Genomic DNA, 19,347 nt, shown 5'->3' with positions numbered 1-19,347 from the left:
GCTCGTAAATATCCCGGGGGGGTGGGGGGCTGGCCCCCCACGTCCGGTCGGTGCGTTTAGCGCGCCGAAATCATTTCAGACTGGCGCACGATAACTTCGGCCTGCTTGATGCTGGCGATATCGACAAGACGACCCTTGTACACGGTCGCACCCTCGCCATTGGCCTTCGCTGTTTCCATTGCGGCCAAAATCTCGCGCGCTTCGGTAACGGCTTCCTCGGAGGGCGTGAAAACCTCGTTCGAGATGGCAATCTGCTTCGGGTGGATCGCCCATTTTCCGACCATGCCAAGGGTGGCTGACCGGCGCGCCTGTGCGCGGCATCCTTCGTCGTCGGAAAAGTCGCCGAACGGTCCATCGACAGGCAAGATACCATGGGTACGGCAGGCCGCGACAATTGCTGCTTGCGCCCAGTGCCATGGATCGGACCAGTGCTTTACCCCGTCATGAAGCATGTAATAATTTTCCTGCGTCCCGCCGATGCCGGTGGTTTGCATCCCCATTGATGCGGCGAAATCCGCGGCACCAAGGCTCATCGCTTCAAGGCGCGGGCTCGACGCTGCGATCTCTTCCACATGGGCGATGCCTGCGGCCGATTCGATGATAACCTCAAAGGCAATCCGCTTGGACCGGCCCTTGGCAGCCTCGATCGCTGTGACCAGCGCATCGACGGCGTAAACATCCGCAGCGCACCCGACTTTCGGGATCATGATCTGGTCAAGCCGTTCGCTTGCCTGCTCCAGCAAATCAACCACATCGCGATACCAGTAAGGCGTATCAAGGCCGTTAATCCGCACGGATAATGTCTTGTCGCCCCAATCCACATCGTTGATTGCGTTGATGATATTGGCACGGGCAGTGTCTTTGTCCGACGGCGCGACGCTGTCTTCCAGATCAAGGTTGATCACATCCGCAGCCGAGGCGGCCATCTTCTCGAACAGGGCCGGGCGGGAGCCGGGGCCAAACAACTGGCAGCGGTTGGGGCGTGCAGGGGGCGTTGGCTGAATGCGAAAGCTCATGGCAGGGTTCCTCGGGTAATAATGTTACAAGTGGGTTGCCTGAGTTGGTATTAAATTACACGGCGTGTCGCAAGTGTGATTTCGCAGGTGCAGCATTTGACCTTGTGGCGCACGCGATAATATTCGAATAATATATGAATATGCACATTAATCTTTCGCAATTGCTAGTGATTGAACCAGACTTGCAAGCCTCTTGTGCTTATAAACAGCGAAAATGACGCAAATCCAATTTGCCGGAGCATGCAGTAATGATTGAAACACCTTATCTTCTTTTTCTGGGCGATGCGCCCGACCAGCTTGCCGTGAAAGTCGCCCAAGGCATCAAGGACTGGCGTCCGGATAATGCCGTGGCCCAGTTCCGTATGGAGGGATGCAAGGCCGATCTGGGGCTGGCTGACATGACCTTGGCGCAGGCAAAAGAAGCGGGTGCAAAAACACTTGTGATCGGCGTGGCCAACCGCGGCGGGATCATCAGTGAAGCATGGAAATCGGTTTTGCTAGACGCGCTCGAAATGGGGTATGATCTGGCGTCGGGTTTGCACAACCTGTTGCGGGACGAAGCCGATCTGGTCAGTGCGGCCGTCAAGCACGGGCGCAGCCTGCATGATGTGCGTATCCCGTCGGTAAAATACCCGATTGCGAGCGGTGTTAAGCGCAGTGGCAAGCGGGTGCTGGCCGTGGGGACGGATTGTTCCGTGGGTAAAATGTACACTGCATTGGCACTGGATGCCGCGATGCAGGAAAAAGGCATGAAAAGCAGCTTTCGCGCGACGGGCCAGACCGGCATTCTGATCACGGGTGAAGGTGTGCCTTTGGATGCTGTCGTGGCGGATTTTATGGCGGGGTCGATTGAATATCTGACGCCTGACAACGACGAGGATCACTGGGACGTCATCGAAGGGCAGGGCAGCCTGTTCCACGTTTCCTATTCCGGCGTGACCCTTGCCTTGATCCATGGCGGCCAGCCTGATGCGTTGATTCTGTGTCACGAGCCAACGCGCAAAACCATGCGCGGCTTGCCGGATTATGCGTTGCCCAGCCTGGAAGACGTCCGCGATACGGCGCTGACATTGGCGAAGTTCGCGAACCCCGCGTGCAAGGTCGTTGGTGTTTCGATCAACACGCAGCACATGTCCGAGGCCGAGGCAGACGCCTATCTGGCCGAGGTCGAGGCCCGTATGGGTCTGCCCGCTGTTGATCCGTTCCGCACTGGGGCTGCAAAACTGGCAGACGCTTTGGCAGATCTCTGACCGGCCCTTCGGGGAGAGTTTATTTGGCAAAATGAAGGAGCGGGTATGCGTATTGAAGTAAGCCGCGATGTGTTTCGGCTGGCGCAGGTGTTTACCATTTCGCGCGGGTCGCGGACCGAGGCGAAGGTGCTGACGGTGCGGATTTCCGACGGTGGTGTGATGGGGTGGGGCGAATGTGTGCCCTATGCCCGCTATGACGAGACGCTTGAGAGTGTGACAGCCGAGATCGAGGCGTTGCCGGAGGTTTTCACCCGCGCATCGCTTTATGATTTGTTGCCAGCAGGTGCTGCGCGCAACGCAGTTGATTGCGCGCTGTGGGATCTTGAGGCCAAGCAGGCAGGCAAGCGGGTTTGGGAATTGGCGGGTTTGGCCGCGCCGGGGCCCGAGATTACCGCCTATACGCTGTCGCTGGACACGCCGGAAAAGATGCAGGCGCAGGCGGCGTTGCATGCGTATCGTCCCCTGCTCAAGATCAAATTGGGCACACCCGACGACATGCCACGGCTTGAAGCTGTGCGTGCAGGGGCCCCTGATGCGCAGATCATCATTGACGCCAACGAAGGTTGGTCGGCAGAGGTTTACGCCGACCTTGCCCCGCATCTGGTGCGGCTGGGTGTGTCGCTGGTCGAGCAACCTTTGCCCGCTGGCGAGGATGACGCGCTGATCGGAATGGACCGCCCTGTGCCGGTTTGTGCGGATGAAAGCTGCCATGACCGCAGCAGCTTGCCTAAGTTGAAGGGCAAATATGACGTGGTGAACATCAAGTTGGACAAAACCGGCGGGTTGACCGAAGCACTGGCCTTGCGCGATGCGGCGCTGGCCGAGGGCTATGATGTGATGGTCGGCTGCATGGTGGGGTCGTCTCTGGCGATGGCTCCGGCCACTCTGGTTGCGCAAGGCGCGCGCGTGGTTGATCTTGACGGGCCGTTGCTTCTGGCCGAAGACCGCGAGGACGCTTTGATATTTGACGCAGCCGGGGTGCATCCGCCCACGGCCAGACTTTGGGGATAAGACATGCGGACTGTTTATGTGAACGGCGAATACCTGCCCGAGAACGAAGCCAAGATTTCGATCTTTGATCGCGGGTTTCTGATGGCAGACGGGGTGTACGAGGTAACCTCGGTTCTGGGGGGCAAGTTGATTGATTTCGAGGGCCATGCCATCCGTCTGAGCCGTTCGCTGAACGAGTTGGAGATGCGCAACCCGATTTCGAAAGACGACCTGCTTGAGGTGCATCGCGAACTGGTACGCCTGAACGAGATCGACGAGGGGTTGATCTATTTGCAGGTCACGCGCGGGTCTGACGGCGACCGAGATTTTGCTTTTCCTGACCCTGAGACGACCGAACCGACGATCATTCTGTTCACGCAATCCAAGCCCGGCATGGCTGACAGCCCCGCCGCCAAAAAGGGTGCCAAGATCATCAGTATCGAAGACATCCGCTGGGGTCGTCGCGACATCAAGACGGTGCAATTGCTGTACCCGTCGATGGGCAAGATGATGGCCAAGAAGGCCGGGTGTGACGATGCGTGGATGGTCGAGGACGGTTTCGTGACCGAAGGCACCAGCAACAACGCCTATATCGTCAAGGGCAACAAGATCATCACCCGCGCGCTGAGCCACGATATTCTGCACGGCATCACACGCGCGGCCGTTCTGCGTTTCGCCAAAGAGGCGCAGATGGAAGTGGAAGAGCGCAACTTTACCATCGACGAGGCAAAGCAGGCGGATGAGGCGTTTACCACATCCGCCAGCGCCTTTGTGATGCCCGTGGTCGAGATTGACGGCGTGGCCTTGGGGGATGGCACGCCGGGGCGCGTCGCACCGCGCCTGCGCGAGATTTATCTCGACGAGATGCGCAAGGTAGCCATTTAAGCCCGTCGCATTTTCTGAACCAACGGGAGCGCCGTTCAGTGCGGCGTTCCCCATCTTGATATCCGCGCTTTCACGACGGCGGAAAAAGAACCGGCAGGGGGTGATCACGCACCCCGCCAATGTTCAGAACCGCATCTGCCCAAGGCTTTCACTTGGGAGGGGTATAAGTATTTCCTATACCGCCCTAGCGAGTTCAGCATGTGAATAATGACAGCATTTTGCTATGCATAACGGATTGGGAGAGAAATCCCCCTTTTTGAGGAGAATTTCCGTGGACATCAAGCACCTGAAGTACTTTTTGGCGATCGCAAATTCCCCATCTTTATCAGCCGCATCGCAATATATCGGCGTCGCGCAACCGTCTCTTTCGCAGCATGTAAAACGCATGGAGGAGGAGCTCGGGGTGAAGCTTTTGGAAAGATCACCACGCGGGACAGTGTTGACCGAAGAAGGCTTTGTTCTTGTCGAACATGCCAAACGTATCTGCGCGGATTTGGATCGCTGTGTTCAGGATATGAGAGACCTAAGTGGCACCGTGCGTGGCACCGTAAGTTTCGGAATGCCGCCGTCGGCATCTATGGTGATGTCGGTCGCACTTGCCGAAACCGTCCGGTTGGAGCTTCCCGAGGTGCGCTTGAAAGTCGTTGAGGCCATCAGCGGTTACATCACACCCTGGCTGAAGGATGGCACGGTCGACCTTGGTATCATCTACGATCTGGAAAACGCAGAGCAATATGACGTGATCCATGTGCTTAATGAGCGGCTGTATTTCATTTCCGCGCCTGATGCCTGGCCCTTCGATACGCCGCCCGGCGATCCTGTAAAATTCAAGGACCTTGCCAAGCTTGATATGATCCTGCCTTCGAACGGTCTAAGGAAGACAATTCAAAAATATGAAGACCAAATTGGCATCGCTCTGAATGTCGTCATAGAAATGGACGCGATGCGCCAGATCATGGAACTGGTCGCGCGAGGGTCCGGTTATGCGATTTTTGCACCGGCTGCGACGCATCACTTCGAACGTAGGGGGGAATTGGTGCGCGCCCCGATTATTGATCCGATCTTGACGCGCCCTGTCCATTTGGTGAACCATCCTGAACGCGTATTGACCCGTGCGGGGCGCACCGTAAAAGCGCTGACCTTGCAGATCGCCCAAGAGATGGTCCGCCGTGGCATTTGGGAAGGCGATATCGTCTGATCGAAAGACCGCATTGCGTTTCAATCCTGTCTGACCGCCGCCTTTGTGAATTCTGCCCTGACCTTTTCTGTGTGTTCACCCAAGGCGGGCACCGGGCCAAATTCCGGAATTTGGCCGTCCATCAGGGCACCGGGGGCAAGCATTCGCACGGTGCCAGAGGGGGTCTCGACCTCGGCAAAGCGATTTTGCGGATGGTCGGCGAGGTCTTGCATCGTGCTGACGCAGCCGTTTGCAATGCCGCTCTCGTTCAGCAGCGTCGCCAGGTCATCGCGGGATATTTTTTCAAACACATCTTCGATCTGTTCATTCAAAGCAGCCCGGTTTGCCGTTCTGTTGGAATTGTTGTCAAACCGTGGATCCGTCGCAAGTTCGGGCCGCTGCAAAACTGTCTCGCAGAATTTCACCCATTCCCGCTCGTTCTGGATGGAAAACAACACTTCTTTTCCGTCTGATCCGGCATAGGCCCCGTAGGGCGCAATCGTCGGGTGGCTTAGACCGCTGAGGTCGGGCGATTTGCCGCCATAGGCGTATTGAAGATAGGGTACATTCATCCAGTCGGTCAGCGCGTGGAACAGGCTTACTGAAATGTCGCGGCCCTTTCCGCTGAGGTGACGCCCGATCAATGCCTGAAGAACCGATTGGTGCGCCGTCATCCCGCAAGCAATGTCACAGACCGAAACGCCAACCCGTGTCAGGCCCGCCTCGTTGCCGGTGATGGCGCTTAGCCCGCTTTCGGCCTGGATCAGCAGATCATAGGCTTTGCGGTCGCGGTAGGGGCCGTCGTTCCCGTATCCAGATATTGAAACCGTAATGAGCCTTGGGTTGACCGACCTAAGCCGGTCTGGCGAGAAACCCAGCCGGTCAATCGCCCCGGGAGCAAGATTTTGAACGAACACGTCTGCTTGTGAAATCATGTTTTCCAGAAGCGCTTTGTCTTCGTCTTCCCGCAAATTCAAACAGACAGATTCTTTGCCCCGGTTCAGCCAGACAAAATACGCGCTTTCTCCGTGGACAAGGGTGTCATACCCGCGGGCGAAATCACCTTCTGGGCGTTCAATCTTTATGACGCGCGCCCCGGCTTCGGCCAGACGGCCGGTAAGATAAGGTGCGGCAACGGCCTGCTCGATCGACACAACCAAAAGGCCGTTTAGGTCACCTGACATATTTGCTCCGGATAATTAGGTCTTGGGTACGTAAATGTCTCGCACAAGTCAGACGTGTTTCTGAAATAACGGAAAGCGTGAGTGGGTATTGGATCAGACTATAGGGCGAACAATGCGATGTCGCTGCCAGACCGATATCGCGAAGCAATAGTGGCGCTATGGAAAAACAATTGGACAAAATTTTCATTGTCGCAAAGCCTTGCGCCCGATTGACCAGCCAAGGAAACATGATTTGAATATTGAAAATATCACCCTGCCGCTATTCCTTCCGGCAGTGAGAATGGACAGGCTGGCCAAGGCGGTAGGGTCAGGTGCGGATGCGATAATTTTCGATCTGGAAGATGCCGTTGGCCCAGATGACAAGGATACCGCCCGCGCTCTTTTGGTGGAAACCCTTGGCAAGACGCCGGTGCGTCTGCCGGTTTTGGTCCGGATCAATGCCCAAAGCACGCCGTGGTATGAAGCGGATATTCTGGCTTGCGCGGATTTGCCCATTGATGCGGTCGTCCTGCCCAAGGCTGAAACGGCTGACGCCTGCCATGATGTGTCAGAGCGCACAGGAAAGCCCGTGATCGCATTGATAGAAACTGCGCTGGGCATGGATAACGCCAAAGCTATCGCAGGGGCATGTCGGCGCCTTGCTTTCGGGTCAATTGATTATGCGGCGGATCTGGGCATTGCCCACATGCGGGACAGTCTTCTTCATGCGCGGGCAACCCTTGTACTGGCGGCGCGCCTGGCCGGTCAAACCGGACCTCTTGATGGGGTGACGACAAATATCAAAGACGCAGAGGTGATAACGTCGGACAGTGAGCACAGTGTGTCGATGGGGTTCGGGGGGAAATTGTTGATTCACCCGGCTCAGGTGCAGCCGTCAAGAACCGGTTTTGCGCCGTCCCAAATGGAATTGGACTGGGCCCACCGTGTGTTGGAGGCAGCCTCGGGCGGGGCGGCTGCGGTTCAAGTGGATGGTGCCATGGTCGATGCGCCGGTGCTCAAAAGAGCAGGGCAAGTGATAAGCCGTGCGGGGGGATAAGAATATCCTATGGCGTCAAGATACTTAACGTATTTCTGCCCCTTTCGGAATTCTGAAATAGTGGCGCGAACATATATTTAAGGGACGCTCCATGGACAGTTTCAATCCGACCGCCAAATACGAAGACATTCGCCAGGGCGTTGCCAAAGTCTGCGCCGAATTTCCGGGTGAATACTGGCGGGATCTTGATGCCAAGCGCGCCTATCCCAAGAAATTTGTCGATACGCTCATTCGCGAAGGCTATCTGAGTGCGATGATCCCCGAGGAATATGGCGGGCTTGGCCTTGATCTGACCACGTCTGCGGTGATCCTCGAGGAAATCCACCGCAACGGCTGCAATGCTGCTGCATGCCATGCGCAGATGTACACAATGGGAACCGTTCTGCGGCATGGCACGCCCGAACAGAAGGCGAAATACCTGCCGGGGATTGCGGACGGGTCTTTGCGGCTTCAGGCCTTTGGTGTCACCGAGCCGACAAGCGGGACCGACACGCTGTCATTGCGGACAACGGCCGTCCGCGACGGCGACGACTATGTGGTGAATGGCCAGAAAATCTGGATTTCCCGCGCCGAGCATTCTGATTTGATGGTCTTGCTTGCGCGCACGACGCCGCGGGATCAGGTGAAATCCAAAACCGACGGCCTGTCGGTGTTCTTGATTGATCTGCGCGAGCTTCGCGGCAATGGCATGGAAATCCGCCCGATCCGCACCATGATCAACCACGCCACAACCGAGATATTTTTTGATAATGCACGTATTCCGGCATCAAGCTTGGTCGGGGAAGAGGGCAAAGGCTTTCGCTATATTCTTTCGGGCATGAATTCGGAACGTATTCTGATTGCGTCGGAATGTATCGGGGATGCCAAATGGTTCATTGCCAAAGGGTCTGACTATGCGCGTGAACGGGTCGTGTTTGGCACGCCGATCGGGGCAAATCAGGGGGTGCAATTTCCGCTTGCCAGGGCGCAGGCACATCTGATGGCCGCCGAAGCGATCGTGTACAGGGCTGCGGCGATGTACGATTCCGGTTTGAATCCGGGTGTCGAGGCGAATACCGCCAAGATGCTGGCCGCTGATGCGAGTTGGGAAGCTGCCGAAGCGTGTTTGCAGACCCATGGCGGGTTCGGGTTCGCCGAAGAATATGATGTGGAACGTAAATTCCGTGAGGCACGGCTTTATCAAGTCGCACCGATTTCAACGAATTTGATCCTATGCTACATAGCCGAACAGGTTCTCGGATTGCCCAAATCTTATGGCCATAGAAAGGTTTAAGATGTCATTGACAGATAAGCTGGTTGATCTTGGCCAAACACCAAGTGTCGACTTACCTCCACGTGCTGCGGCTTTGGCGCGGTTTTCCTTGCTGGACTGGGTTGTTTGCGGTCGAAAAGGGATAGACGAACCCTTGGCGGGCAAACTGCGCAAGCTGGCAAAACGCGAAGGCGGAACTCCGTCGGCATCGACTTTCGGGGGGGATCGTGCACCTGCCCGGATGGCAGCCCTTGTGAATGGTGCAACAAGCCATGCGCTGGATTTTGACGACACCCATTTCGCGCATATCGGCCATCTGTCCGTCGGGATTTTCCCTGCGGCACTGGCGGTCGCCGAAGAGCGGGGGAAATCTGCAACCGAAGTTATCGAAGCTTTCCTTGTCGGGGCAGAAGCCGCGATCCGACTGGGCGTGGCGTTGGGCAGCGATCACTATAACCGCGGGTTTCATCAGACCGCGACAGCTGGCGCATTCGGGGCGACCGTTGCCGCAGGGCGGCTCTATGACCTGTCGGCGACCGAAATGACACATGCACTGGGGCTTTGCGCGACGCGCGCCTCTGGATTGAAGTCGCAATTCGGCACGATGGGTAAGCCCTACAACGCAGGTATCGCGGCATCAAACGGTGTTGAAGTTGCACAACTGGCCTCGATGGGGTTCACCTCGGTTCAGGATGGCGTGTCAGGGCCCCAAGGGTTCATCCTGACCCATAGTATCGAAACCGATCCCGAAGCTCGCTGGGAGACGCCTGAACAGGGGCGGTTCTTGTTTGAGGATAACAAATACAAACTGCACGCATGTTGCCACGGAACACATGCAATGATCGAAGCGCTTTTGGCTGCAAAGGTCGATGTGGATCAAGTCGAGGCATTCGCACTTAGAACCAGCCCGCGCTGGCTGAACGTGTGCAATCAGAAATCGCCGGCATCAGGGCTGGCGGTGAAGTTCAGCTATGCCTGGCTTGCTGGGATGGCGCTGCGTGGGGATGCCACCGGCGACGACAACTTGTATTCCGATGCGCTGGTTGCCGATCCTTTCCTTCAGTCATTTGCAAATCGCGTCACCGTCGAAGGCGACGCGAACGTAACCGATCTTCAGGCGGTGGGTGTTCTGACGCTCAAATCCGGCGAAACTGTCGAGGTTTCATACGACCTGGCGGCATCCTTGCCCGAAGACGTTTTGCGCCAAAAGCTGACGGCCAAGGCGGTTGCTGCATTGGGGGAAGAGGGGCAGAAAATCTGGGAATGCCACGATAAACTGGATGGTTTTTCTGCCCGCGATCTGGGGATGCTCTTGACGGTCTAGCGGCGCAAGTGTCGCGACCCATAATTGGTGGGAAAAAGGCGGGGCGGTCGCGATGACCTTCCCGCCTATTCCAATTACCGCATCACAAACGGATTGGCCGGATACTCCTCAGAGGTGTTGATCCAGACCGATTTGGTTTCGAGGTAGTCATAGATCGCTTCCATTCCGTTCTCGCGACCGATGCCCGAATTTTTCATGCCGCCAAAAGGCATCATATAGCTGATCGCGCGGTAGGTGTTCACCCAGACGGTTCCAGCCTTGAGCGCATCCGACATGCGCATTGCACGGCCAATGTTCTGCGTCCAGACACCTGCGGCAAGACCGTAGATCACATCGTTGCCGATGCGGATCGCTTCTTCTTCGTCATCAAATCCGATGATCGACAGAACCGGCCCGAACACTTCTTCCTGGGCAATGCGCATGTCATTGGTCACGTCGGCGAATATTGTCGGTTCAATGAATTGGCGGCCCTTAATTTCGGGGCCCTGCGCGGGCTTGCCGCCATGAATAAGGGTCGCGCCGTCTGCCTTGGCGACCTCGATATAGTTCAATATCTTCTGGTATTGTGGGGGCGTCGTGACCGGTCCGATATTTGTATCGGCTTGCATCGGATCGCCGATCTTCGCCGACCGCGCCAAATTCAGTAGTTTTTCAATGAATCGGTCTTTGACTGAGTTTTCAACAAGCAAGCGGGACCCGGCAATGCAGGTTTGTCCGGTCGCCGCAAATATCCCTGACACCACGCCAGATACGGCCGCATCCAGATTTGCGTCTGCAAATACGATATTGGGAGACTTGCCGCCCAACTCAAGCGAGACCCGCTTCATTTGCTTTGCCGCTGCGGCATAGATCTGGGCACCGGTTGTATCGGAGCCTGTGAAACTGATCTTGGCGACATCAGGGTGATCGACAAGCGCCGCGCCGGTTTCCTGCCCAAGGCCCGTCACCACGTTGAACACGCCGGGCGGAAACCCCGCTTCAACCGTGAGCGCGGCAAATTCCAACGTCGATGCAGACGTGAATTCAGACGGTTTGATCACGATCGAACAGCCCGCAGCAAGGGCGGGTGCGGCCTTCCAGGCGACAAACAAAAGCGGGGAGTTCCAAGCGGTCAACGCGGCAACGACACCCACGGGCTCGTATTTGGTAAATGCAAAATGGTCCGGTTTGTCGATCGGAACAACGCGGCCTTCGATTTTATCCGCCAGGCCAGCATAATAATACCACGACTCCGGCTGATATTTCAGCTGCCCGGCCATTTCGGTCAAAAGCTTGCCATTGTCGCGCACTTCAATCTCGGCCAGCCGCGGGCCATGCTCGACCAGAAGATCCCCCAGTTTGCGCAGCAGTTTCCCGCGTTGCGACGCCGACATCTTTGCAAATGGTCCGGTGGTCATCGCGGCCTTGGCGGATGTCACGGCAAGATCGACGTCAGCTTTGTTCCCCCGGGGGATCTGCGCCCAGGTTTCCCCGGTATAGGGGTTGTCTGTATTCATCCATTCGCCGCCCGACGGGTCAACGAATTCACCATTGATGAAATGCTGGTACTTTTTCATGGGTTACTCCGCTTTCGCCGCTGGCGTTTCTGGTGGCATCATATTGATAACGTGGCGGATGGTCTTGCCCTCGGCCAGTAGGTCAAATGCGGCATTGATGTCTTCCAACGGGCCGCTCGAGGTCTTGAGCCGGTCTACTGGCAGCTTTCCGCGCTTGTAGAGCTCGATATATCTGGGGATGTCGCGCGATGGCACGCCGCCGCCTAGGTAACTTCCGCGAATGCTGCGTTCCTCGCCGACAATGCGGACCTGTTGAATTTGCAGCTTCACTGCGGGGTTCGCGAGGCTAGCCGTAACCGTTTGCCCGCCGCGACGGGTGACCTCATAGGCAAATTCAAATGCGGGCGCGACACCGGCAGTTTCGACGGCGGTATGAACGCCGCCATTGGTAAGGTCGCGGATATTCTGAATGGCGTCCGGATCACGAGAGTTGAACACATCCGTGGCCCCCAGATCTTTTGCAAAGGCCAGTTTCTCGGGGTCGATATCAACCGCGATAACGCGCGCTGCACCGGCCGCTGCGGCACCAAGCACCGCAGAAAGGCCAACACCGCCCAGCCCGACCACCGCAACCGTTTCACCTGCCCTTACCCCGGCGGTATTCACAACAGCCCCGACACCGGTCAGCACGGCGCAGCCAAATAGCGCGGCAATTTCCAAGGGCAGTTCGTTGTCGATCTTAACGAGGGATCGCTCTGACAAGACGGCGTATTCGCTGAATGCCGAAACGCCGACGTGGTGATAGACGTCCTGCCCATCAAGATGCAGCCGCATCCCGCCGCCCAACAATGTACCTTCGGCATTTGCGGCCGCCCCCGGTTGGCAAAGCGCGGCCCGCCCCTCGGCGCAGGGGGCGCAATGCCCGCAGGACGGAACGAAAACCATGATGACATGATCCCCCGGCGCAACCGACGTGACGCCCGGCCCACATGCCTCAACGATGCCGGCGGCCTCGTGACCAAGTGCCATCGGTGTCGGGCGCGGGCGATCCCCGTTGATGACTGACAGGTCCGAATGACACAAACTGGCAGCGGCGATTTTTACCAAAACCTCACCTTGGCCCGGAGGGTCCAGCACCAAAGTTTCCAGTTTCAACGGGCGCGTTTTGGCGAAAGGGCGATCCGCAGGGCTCGCGTGCAGCACTGCCGACAGGCTTTTGCGGGGGGCGGTGGTTTGATCTGACATCGTTAATATCCTCCATCACTGACGCAACGCCGGTATCTTTAGGGTTCGGTTGGTCAATTTTATATCTTTGTGCCGAAACGCGCCAAAAAGGAGGATTCGAACGGACTATGAGTGTTGCGCATTGCGCCCTGTACAAAAAGTGCGACTTTCAAATTACGGCTATTGGAATTTCTTATTACTGTCCTTGAAGCCAATCCCTTATTTTATCCTGACTCATTTTGAGCCCGTCTTCAGCGAGAAAGCAAAGTAAAATGGCATTGGATTTGCAGAACTGGATCGGGCGCACCGAAAGCGTAGAAGATGTCTTGGACGCGCGACCTGCGCAGCTTATGCAATCCATTCTGCCGACGGGCGAACCGCTTTCAGTGGGCGACAGGCTGCCGCCCCTTTGGTGTTGGCTCTATTTCTTGAAAGCGGTGCCGCTTGATGAGATCGGGCGGGACGGTCACCCCAGAAAGGGCGGGTTTTTGCCACCTGTTGATCTGCCGCGACGCATGTGGGCGGGGGGGCGATTTGAATTTGACGGCGATCTGTTTATCGGAGACCGCATCACGCGCCATTCCAAAATATTGAAGGTCCTGCCCAAGGAAGGGAAAACCGGACCGCTGTGTTTTGTCACTGTGGAACACAGCTATGTGCGGGCAGGGGAAACTGTTTGCCGCGAAGAACATGATATTGTGTACCGCGAAGACCCGGTTCCCGGCGCGCCAAAGCCCGCCCCTGTGAAGCCGAAAATGGAATTTACAAACCGCGAGGGGGTCGATCCGTCTATTTTAATGCTTTTTCGATATTCGGCCCTGACGTTCAACGGCCACCGCATCCACTATGATCGGGAATATTGCCGCGACGTCGAAGGGTACCACGATTTGGTTTTTCACGGCCCCTTGACCGCGACCCTTTTGGCCGGATTTGCCGAAAGAGAAAGCAAAGGGCGGTTGAAGACATTCAGCTATCGTGCCGTTAGCCCGCTGTTTGTTGACCGGAAATTCAACATCTATTTGAACCGCGGCGATGGCGAAACCCAAGCAATCGCGTGCGACCCTGATTGCAATCTCGCGATGAAAGCCGAAGCGACCTTCGAGTAGGCACAGGTAATTTTTAAATACCTATGGTTGAAACTTCGGAATGCGTGGGGAAGCTTGTGTTTCCACTGCCGCAAATAACCCCCCCGGTAATCGGGCATTCGCGCCCTGTTTTTCAGCCGCAGAGCTATACCTTTGGGGCATTGGTTTTTGCGGGTTCACCGCATCACTCGTGTTTTCAGCAACGATAAGAGCGGATCTCCAAGTTAACCGATGCCGATATCATCCAGTACGCCGCCAAGCATCGCGCCACCTGCGCCAACAGCACCGTGAACCGCCACCTGCAGATGCTGGGCCGCGCGCTGCGGCACATGGGCAAGGTCTACAAGACCGAGGTTCCCGAAATCGATCTGAAATCGGCCGAGACGAAAGAACCGCGGGAACGCGTGCGCGAGCTGACCACAGACGAGCAGAGCAGACTATTCGCCGCCCTGCCCCAAGAGTTTCACCCAATGGTCGCCTTTGCACTGATGACCGGCGCGCGGATCAGCACGATCACTGGCCTGCTATGGCGCGAAGTCGACATGCCCAACCGTGAGATCACGTTCAGGCTCAAGGGCGACGAGCTGATGATCTTCCCGATCAATGGCGAGCTGGCGGCGCTGCTGTCTGCCCTGCCCAAGTCGAACGTGATGGAAAGCCGACGCTACGTGTTCACCCGCGTCGATGGCCACTCGGCCGAGCGTATCCAGATCGTTGCCAGCGGCGGCGTGTTCGGCACCGTCTGGCGCAAGGCGCTTCTGGATGCCGGGATCGATAACTTCCGGTTTCACGATCTGCGCCATACGTTCGCAACCAGAATGCTGCGAAAGACGCAGAACATCAGCCTGGTGTCGAAGCTACTGGGGCATACGAACATTGAGACGACCAGCCGTTATGCACACGTTCTGACAAGTGATCTGCGGGATGCATTGGATGGGTTTTCATTGATGGGCAAGGGGCCTAACATGCTAATGCAACACCCCTTATAACTTAGCCTGGAAATTGGAAAACCCAAGTGAAGATTAGAGTCAATCAATTCATCGAATTCGCATATGGAGACAAGCGGAGGGACAATGCTAAAGTCAAAAGCATAATTGATGATCAGAATCTTCCATATGGCCCTGCCAAAGATCGGTATAAGAAGTTTAGAGATACCATGACTTCTTTTGAGGATCACAGAACTTCAATCGAAGAATTTCGTACACTCCATTCAAAAGTCGCCGCAAATAAATCCGCTGGATATAAAGTTTTGTGCCAAAACTATCTAGATTTGAAGGGGGATACTCCCGGAATGCGCAGTTTTTACAGATTAGACATTGAATTGGTCATTCATTTCTGAAACGGCATCGGCCTCTTGCCATTAGAGCAAGCTCTTTGAGTTTTAAGAAAACCGGCCATGATCGGGATTTTGAACTATTCCCATAAATATGTCTAATCAACTATTCTGGACCAGCTTCAAGGCCGAAAAAATCAGCGAAATTTTCTAAGAACTCTTTTCGGATTGCATCGCTTTCCTCATTTGCTAATTGGGAAATTAAGTCCACTATCTCCGATACAACATTTGGTTCCAACGCTTGTAGCTCAGAGCTCAAATTCTCCATTAGCTTGACCGAGAAGTCATCGTCGATCTGACTCTCATCGGCATTTTCAAGGATGAAAATGCAACTTACAAGACAGCTAAGCAAACTGAGGTTAAGGCTACTTGTCATTCTGGCACGACCCTTACAGTTATATTATCAATTCCGAGATCTCCAAACATCTTCTCTGCGCGATTTGCCTGCGTTTGCGTTGGTACCTCCCAGCGAGCTGTCAAACCATTTTGTTGTAGCGCTTCTGACTGACGTAAACCGACATTCCCCAAGTTGCCTGCCCTCTGAGGCGAGGGTCGCCTGATCAGGCCTGCGGATCAAGTATTTTTTGCCTCTGAGGGGGCTTTGTTGCACAAATCGGGTGAAGGACGTTTTTCCCCTTCCCCCAGACGGACTTAGCTTACAGGCTCAGTGATGGGTATGCCAAGAGCGGTGTAGCGGTTGAGGACGGCGATACGGACTTGGATTTCCGCGACCTGCCTTTCGAAGTCCCTGGCCATTAGCGATTGGCCGAGTAGTTTTATACAATGCATCTTCGTTTCGACGCGGCTTCGGCGATGGTATCCACTCCAGCGTCGCCACAGAGTGCGACCCAAGTATCGCTGCGCACTGACCGCGTCATTTCGGGCAATAGCTCCAGCGCTCGTCGGTTTCCAGGGCTTGGCATTCTTGCTTGGCGGGATCACTGTATGGGCCTCTCTGGCGGCAATCGCCTCGTGGCATTTACGCGTGTCATACGCTCCATCTGCGGTGACGCTGCCGATGTCTTGATCGGGCGGGATTTGGTTCAGAAGTTCGGGCAGAATGGGAGCGTCTCCGACGTTGCTGCTGGTGACCTCGACCGTCCGAACTTCCAGTGTTTCCTCATCGATTCCAATATGAATCTTGCGCCAGATGCGTCGTTTGGAGACACCATGCTTACGGGCATTCCATTCGCCCTCTCCTTCGGCTTTGATACCGGTGCTGTCGATGAGCAGGTTCAGCGGTCCTTTGGACCCGCGATACGGCAAGCTCACGTTCAGTGTTTTCTGACGTCGACATAAGGTGCTGAAATCCGGCGCTGCCCAATCCAGCCCGACCAGTCGCAGCAGGCTCTGGACGAACCCAGTTGTCTGTCGAAGCGGCAGGCCAAACAGGACTTTCAGCGTCAAGCAGGTCTGAATGGCGGCGTCACTGAATTGTCGCTGCCGACCGCGCTTGCCGCTTGGCGGCGGCGTCCAAACCATCTCTGGATCAAACCAGATCGACAACGATCCACGTTGCTTCAAGCTGTCATTGTAGGATGACCAATTCGTGGTCTTATATTTGGTAGGGGTCCAACTGCTCATGCCTTCCAGTTATCACGCTGGATTCATACAGTGAATCCCATCCGAGGATTTGTGCAACAAAGCCGATATTTCCCATACGTGGCTTTGACTTACCGCTTTCTGAAAATATGACAGAAGCATTGCCATTTCAGGATCAAACCGCAAATTTTGGCATAGCCATTCTTTCCCAATTGTCAGAGCCGTGAAAAACCCGCGTTTACCAATGTAAAGCCAAGGGTGAATGCCAAATTTATGCAGAAAAACAATGGGGAAATAGGCCTATAGGCATTTCCTATATCCTTTATAAAAACTTCGATATGTCGCGAGGCGTCTTCATCGCCCTAAGGTAATCCCAAGCAAAGTGCGCATTGTTTCGTGCTGCGGATATCTCGGGAGGGGATGGTCGGTGTCTATTAAACGTTGGTTGGGTAATCTTAGCCAAGAAAAAATAGTGCTTTTGATCACGGTGACATTGTTTGTCACCTTTTCCGTTTCGCTGAACGGATTCATCGGGGCAAACAACATACTGGCATTGCTCAGGAATGTCGCTGTATTGGGTATTCTCGGGCTGGGAATGCTTATTGTTGTCCTGGGGCGCGGCATTGATCTGTCGATGGTTGCGATCATGGCAATTTCGGTCGCATGGACAATCCAGCTTGTGGGCGAAGGTACGCCGTTGGGTCTGGCCCTTGCCATGGGCTATGGATTTGCGCTGGCGATGAGCTGCATATCTGGCACCCTTGTCGCCTATGCCGAAATTCCCGCAATTTTCGCAACGCTCGCGATGGGGACCTTTGTCTATGGTTTCGGCCGGGCGCATCTGATCACCGGGACGGATGTTGTCTATCTGCCCGCCAGCTTTGGCTGGGCCAGTCAAATCGGCCAGGGGCAGCTTTGGGGCATTCCAATTCCAATCATCTTGGCGGTCTGTCTGGCCTTTGTCGTGTTCCTGTTCCTGCGCTTTTCAAAGCACGGATGGAATACCTACAACATTGGCGACAACACGCCCGCTGCCCGCGTTACCGGTATTCCGGTCCGCCCGACGATGGTGATGCAATACATGATGAGCGGAACAGCCGCCTATCTGGCAGGCTTGATCACCGCAACCGCCGTTCAGTCGATGAATACGCGGATCGTGAATTCCAACATGATCTATGACGTCATCCTGATCGTTGTCCTTGGCGGTGTGAGCCTGTCGGGGGGGCGCGGCAACGTGCGCAATGTGATCGTCGGGACGCTGCTTATCGGCGTTCTCGTCAACGGGATGACCATCATGGACATCCAGTACACGATTCAGAACGTGATCAAGAGCTTGATCCTTCTGCTTGCCATTATTTCAGACAGCATAATCAACCCGCGTGATGAACAGACCGGTCAACAGGGCGACATCTAAAGACCCGCGGCAACGTCACTAACCCAATCAAACCAACCAGGAGGAAAATACTATGGAATGGAAAGTTCTTAAACATTCAATGAAATTGGCCACATTGGCGATCGGATTTTCAGGCGCTCTGTATGCGCAGGAAACCAACGATCCTTTCCGTGGCCCGGCGCTTGATGCTCTCGAAGGCAAGTGGGTTGCGTATCTGCCCATCTCAGCCGGTTTCGACCTTGCCCAAGCATGGGGCGGTGTCGTCAAGGAGGAAGCCGAGCGTTACGGGATGAAGTTTACCATCCAGGACCCGAACTGGTCGACGGATGCGATGGCTCAGGGGATGACGTCACTGATTGCCGAAGGGCCTGATGTGATCGTGACGCAGAACCCTGACACACAATCGCTGGCGCGACTGATGGTGCAGGCGAACCGTGCAGGCATCGCTGTGGTTCAGATGAATATGCAGGGTGCCGTTCAAACGGATGCCTTTGTCGGGCCTGACTATATTGCGATGGGGCGCCAGTTGGCAAATATGGCCATCGAGAAATGCGGCGGCGAAACCGATACGTCGCACAAGGTATCGATCGTGCAAGGCGTGATCACGGGCGGCGTAAGCTATTTCCAGGTTCAGGGCATTATGGAAGTGCTGAGCGAACGGGATGACATCGAAATCGTATCTAGCCAGGCCGCCGACTGGGACGCGTCCAAGGCGCGTGCGATCACAGAAACCGTGCTTCAGCAGCACCCCGATCTCTGCGCGATCCTGGACATGTGGGATGGTCAGGCCATCGGCACGGGTGCCGCGGTCAAGCAAGCAGGCCTTGCCGATACGGTTTCCGTTATCACCTCGGGTGGTGGTGCCGCCAGCACATGTGATTTGATCCGGGACGACACGTTTGATGTGGTCGTGAACTACGACGCACCGGGCATGGGCCGCGACGCCTGGACTGCGATCATGATCGCAATGCAGAACGGTGGCGGTGGCAAGATGAAGACGCAGGTCTTCTCGCCTACCTATGTCATGTCGAAGGACAATGTCGAATCCGCGTCCTGCTGGGACCCCGAGCAATACGCCGCGCGTCTGCGTTAAGCCGCTCGCATAAAGACCAAAGCAGCGGCACAGGATGCCGCTGCTTTCCGGTCAAACCCGAACACGC

The 19,347-nt window shown here is 55.8% G+C and carries 17 protein-coding genes; 11 read left to right on the top strand and 6 right to left on the bottom strand.

Annotated features, from left to right (window positions below; translation table 11 throughout):
• Positions 1-56: 56 nt before the first annotated feature.
• Positions 57-1,016, bottom strand: coding sequence for an L-malyl-CoA/beta-methylmalyl-CoA lyase (locus ACSQ13_RS15175; RefSeq protein ID WP_176251345.1), 960 nt, complete (start codon positions 1,014-1,016; stop codon positions 57-59).
• A gap of 248 nt (positions 1,017-1,264) precedes the next feature.
• Here ACSQ13_RS15175 and dgcN point away from each other — a divergent pair, with 248 nt between their 5' ends.
• The 4 genes from dgcN to ACSQ13_RS15155 all read left to right on the top strand — a co-directional run bounded on the left by dgcN (position 1,265) and on the right by ACSQ13_RS15155 (position 5,339).
• On the top strand, positions 1,265-2,266 hold the full coding sequence (gene dgcN / locus ACSQ13_RS15170) for an N-acetyltransferase DgcN (protein ID WP_295510428.1): 1,002 nt from the start codon (positions 1,265-1,267) through the stop codon (positions 2,264-2,266).
• A gap of 45 nt (positions 2,267-2,311) precedes the next feature.
• Positions 2,312-3,277 carry an N-acetyl-D-Glu racemase DgcA gene (dgcA, locus tag ACSQ13_RS15165; protein WP_295510426.1) on the top strand — a complete coding sequence of 322 codons (966 nt, stop codon included), beginning with the start codon at positions 2,312-2,314 and terminating at the stop codon, positions 3,275-3,277.
• Between the two features lie 3 nt (positions 3,278-3,280).
• Positions 3,281-4,141 carry a D-amino-acid transaminase gene (locus ACSQ13_RS15160; RefSeq protein ID WP_176251348.1) on the top strand — a complete coding sequence of 287 codons (861 nt, stop codon included), beginning with the start codon at positions 3,281-3,283 and terminating at the stop codon, positions 4,139-4,141.
• 223 nt (positions 4,142-4,364) lie between these two features.
• Entirely contained in the window at positions 4,365-5,339 is a 975-nt protein-coding gene (locus tag ACSQ13_RS15155) for a LysR family transcriptional regulator (protein WP_255200266.1), read from the top strand.
• A 20-nt stretch (positions 5,340-5,359) separates the two neighbouring features.
• Here ACSQ13_RS15155 and ACSQ13_RS15150 read toward each other — a convergent pair whose 3' ends face one another.
• Positions 5,360-6,502 carry a CaiB/BaiF CoA transferase family protein gene (locus ACSQ13_RS15150; protein WP_295510418.1) on the bottom strand — a complete coding sequence of 381 codons (1,143 nt, stop codon included), beginning with the start codon at positions 6,500-6,502 and terminating at the stop codon, positions 5,360-5,362.
• Positions 6,503-6,734: 232 nt separating this feature from the next.
• Here ACSQ13_RS15150 and ACSQ13_RS15145 point away from each other — a divergent pair, with 232 nt between their 5' ends.
• The 3 genes from ACSQ13_RS15145 (at position 6,735) to ACSQ13_RS15135 (ending at position 10,114) form a co-directional block, all read left to right on the top strand.
• Positions 6,735-7,538, top strand: a complete 804-nt coding sequence (locus tag ACSQ13_RS15145; RefSeq protein WP_295510415.1) for an HpcH/HpaI aldolase/citrate lyase family protein — start codon at positions 6,735-6,737, stop codon at positions 7,536-7,538.
• 91 nt (positions 7,539-7,629) lie between these two features.
• The gene (locus ACSQ13_RS15140) at positions 7,630-8,811 is read left to right on the top strand and encodes an acyl-CoA dehydrogenase family protein (protein WP_176251351.1); all 1,182 of its coding nucleotides are present in this window, start codon (positions 7,630-7,632) and stop codon (positions 8,809-8,811) included.
• Between the two features lies 1 nt (position 8,812).
• Positions 8,813-10,114 (top strand): MmgE/PrpD family protein, encoded by a 1,302-nt coding sequence (locus ACSQ13_RS15135; protein ID WP_295510412.1) that lies wholly within the window; start codon positions 8,813-8,815, stop codon positions 10,112-10,114.
• Positions 10,115-10,188: 74 nt separating this feature from the next.
• Here the strand turns inward: ACSQ13_RS15135 and ACSQ13_RS15130 are convergent, their stop codons facing one another.
• Together ACSQ13_RS15130 and ACSQ13_RS15125 are read right to left on the bottom strand one after the other, a co-directional pair.
• A complete protein-coding gene (locus ACSQ13_RS15130) occupies positions 10,189-11,670 on the bottom strand; it encodes an aldehyde dehydrogenase (RefSeq protein ID WP_295510410.1) in 1,482 nt (493 codons plus the stop codon).
• A 3-nt stretch (positions 11,671-11,673) separates the two neighbouring features.
• On the bottom strand, positions 11,674-12,855 hold the full coding sequence (locus ACSQ13_RS15125) for a zinc-dependent alcohol dehydrogenase family protein (RefSeq protein ID WP_176251354.1): 1,182 nt from the start codon (positions 12,853-12,855) through the stop codon (positions 11,674-11,676).
• 251 nt (positions 12,856-13,106) lie between these two features.
• On the opposite strand from ACSQ13_RS15125, the gene ACSQ13_RS15120 reads away from it, so the two are divergent.
• Entirely contained in the window at positions 13,107-13,940 is an 834-nt protein-coding gene (locus ACSQ13_RS15120; RefSeq protein ID WP_176251355.1) for an FAS1-like dehydratase domain-containing protein, read from the top strand.
• A gap of 266 nt (positions 13,941-14,206) precedes the next feature.
• Positions 14,207-14,908, top strand: coding sequence for a tyrosine-type recombinase/integrase (locus ACSQ13_RS15115; protein ID WP_295510405.1), 702 nt, complete (start codon positions 14,207-14,209; stop codon positions 14,906-14,908).
• 450 nt (positions 14,909-15,358) lie between these two features.
• Here the strand turns inward: ACSQ13_RS15115 and ACSQ13_RS15110 are convergent, their stop codons facing one another.
• Complete coding sequence (locus ACSQ13_RS15110; protein WP_176251357.1) at positions 15,359-15,628, bottom strand: hypothetical protein; 270 nt, start codon at positions 15,626-15,628, stop codon at positions 15,359-15,361.
• Positions 15,629-15,903: 275 nt separating this feature from the next.
• Positions 15,904-16,836, bottom strand: a complete 933-nt coding sequence (locus ACSQ13_RS15105; protein ID WP_435988122.1) for an IS5 family transposase — start codon at positions 16,834-16,836, stop codon at positions 15,904-15,906.
• A 430-nt stretch (positions 16,837-17,266) separates the two neighbouring features.
• On the opposite strand from ACSQ13_RS15105, the gene ACSQ13_RS15100 reads away from it, so the two are divergent.
• Together ACSQ13_RS15100 and ACSQ13_RS15095 are read left to right on the top strand one after the other, a co-directional pair.
• Entirely contained in the window at positions 17,267-18,208 is a 942-nt protein-coding gene (locus tag ACSQ13_RS15100; RefSeq protein WP_295512506.1) for an ABC transporter permease, read from the top strand.
• A 52-nt stretch (positions 18,209-18,260) separates the two neighbouring features.
• The gene (locus ACSQ13_RS15095) at positions 18,261-19,280 is read left to right on the top strand and encodes a sugar ABC transporter substrate-binding protein (RefSeq protein WP_176247930.1); all 1,020 of its coding nucleotides are present in this window, start codon (positions 18,261-18,263) and stop codon (positions 19,278-19,280) included.
• The last annotated feature ends 67 nt before the right edge of the window (positions 19,281-19,347 follow it).

Origin of the sequence: Sulfitobacter sp. SH22, assembly GCF_965641905.1 — a bacterium.
Taxonomy (GTDB): Bacteria; Pseudomonadota; Alphaproteobacteria; order Rhodobacterales; family Rhodobacteraceae; genus Sulfitobacter.
The sequence above is the reverse complement of the archived record's forward strand: the minus strand, read 5'-3'. Positions and strand labels throughout refer to the sequence as shown.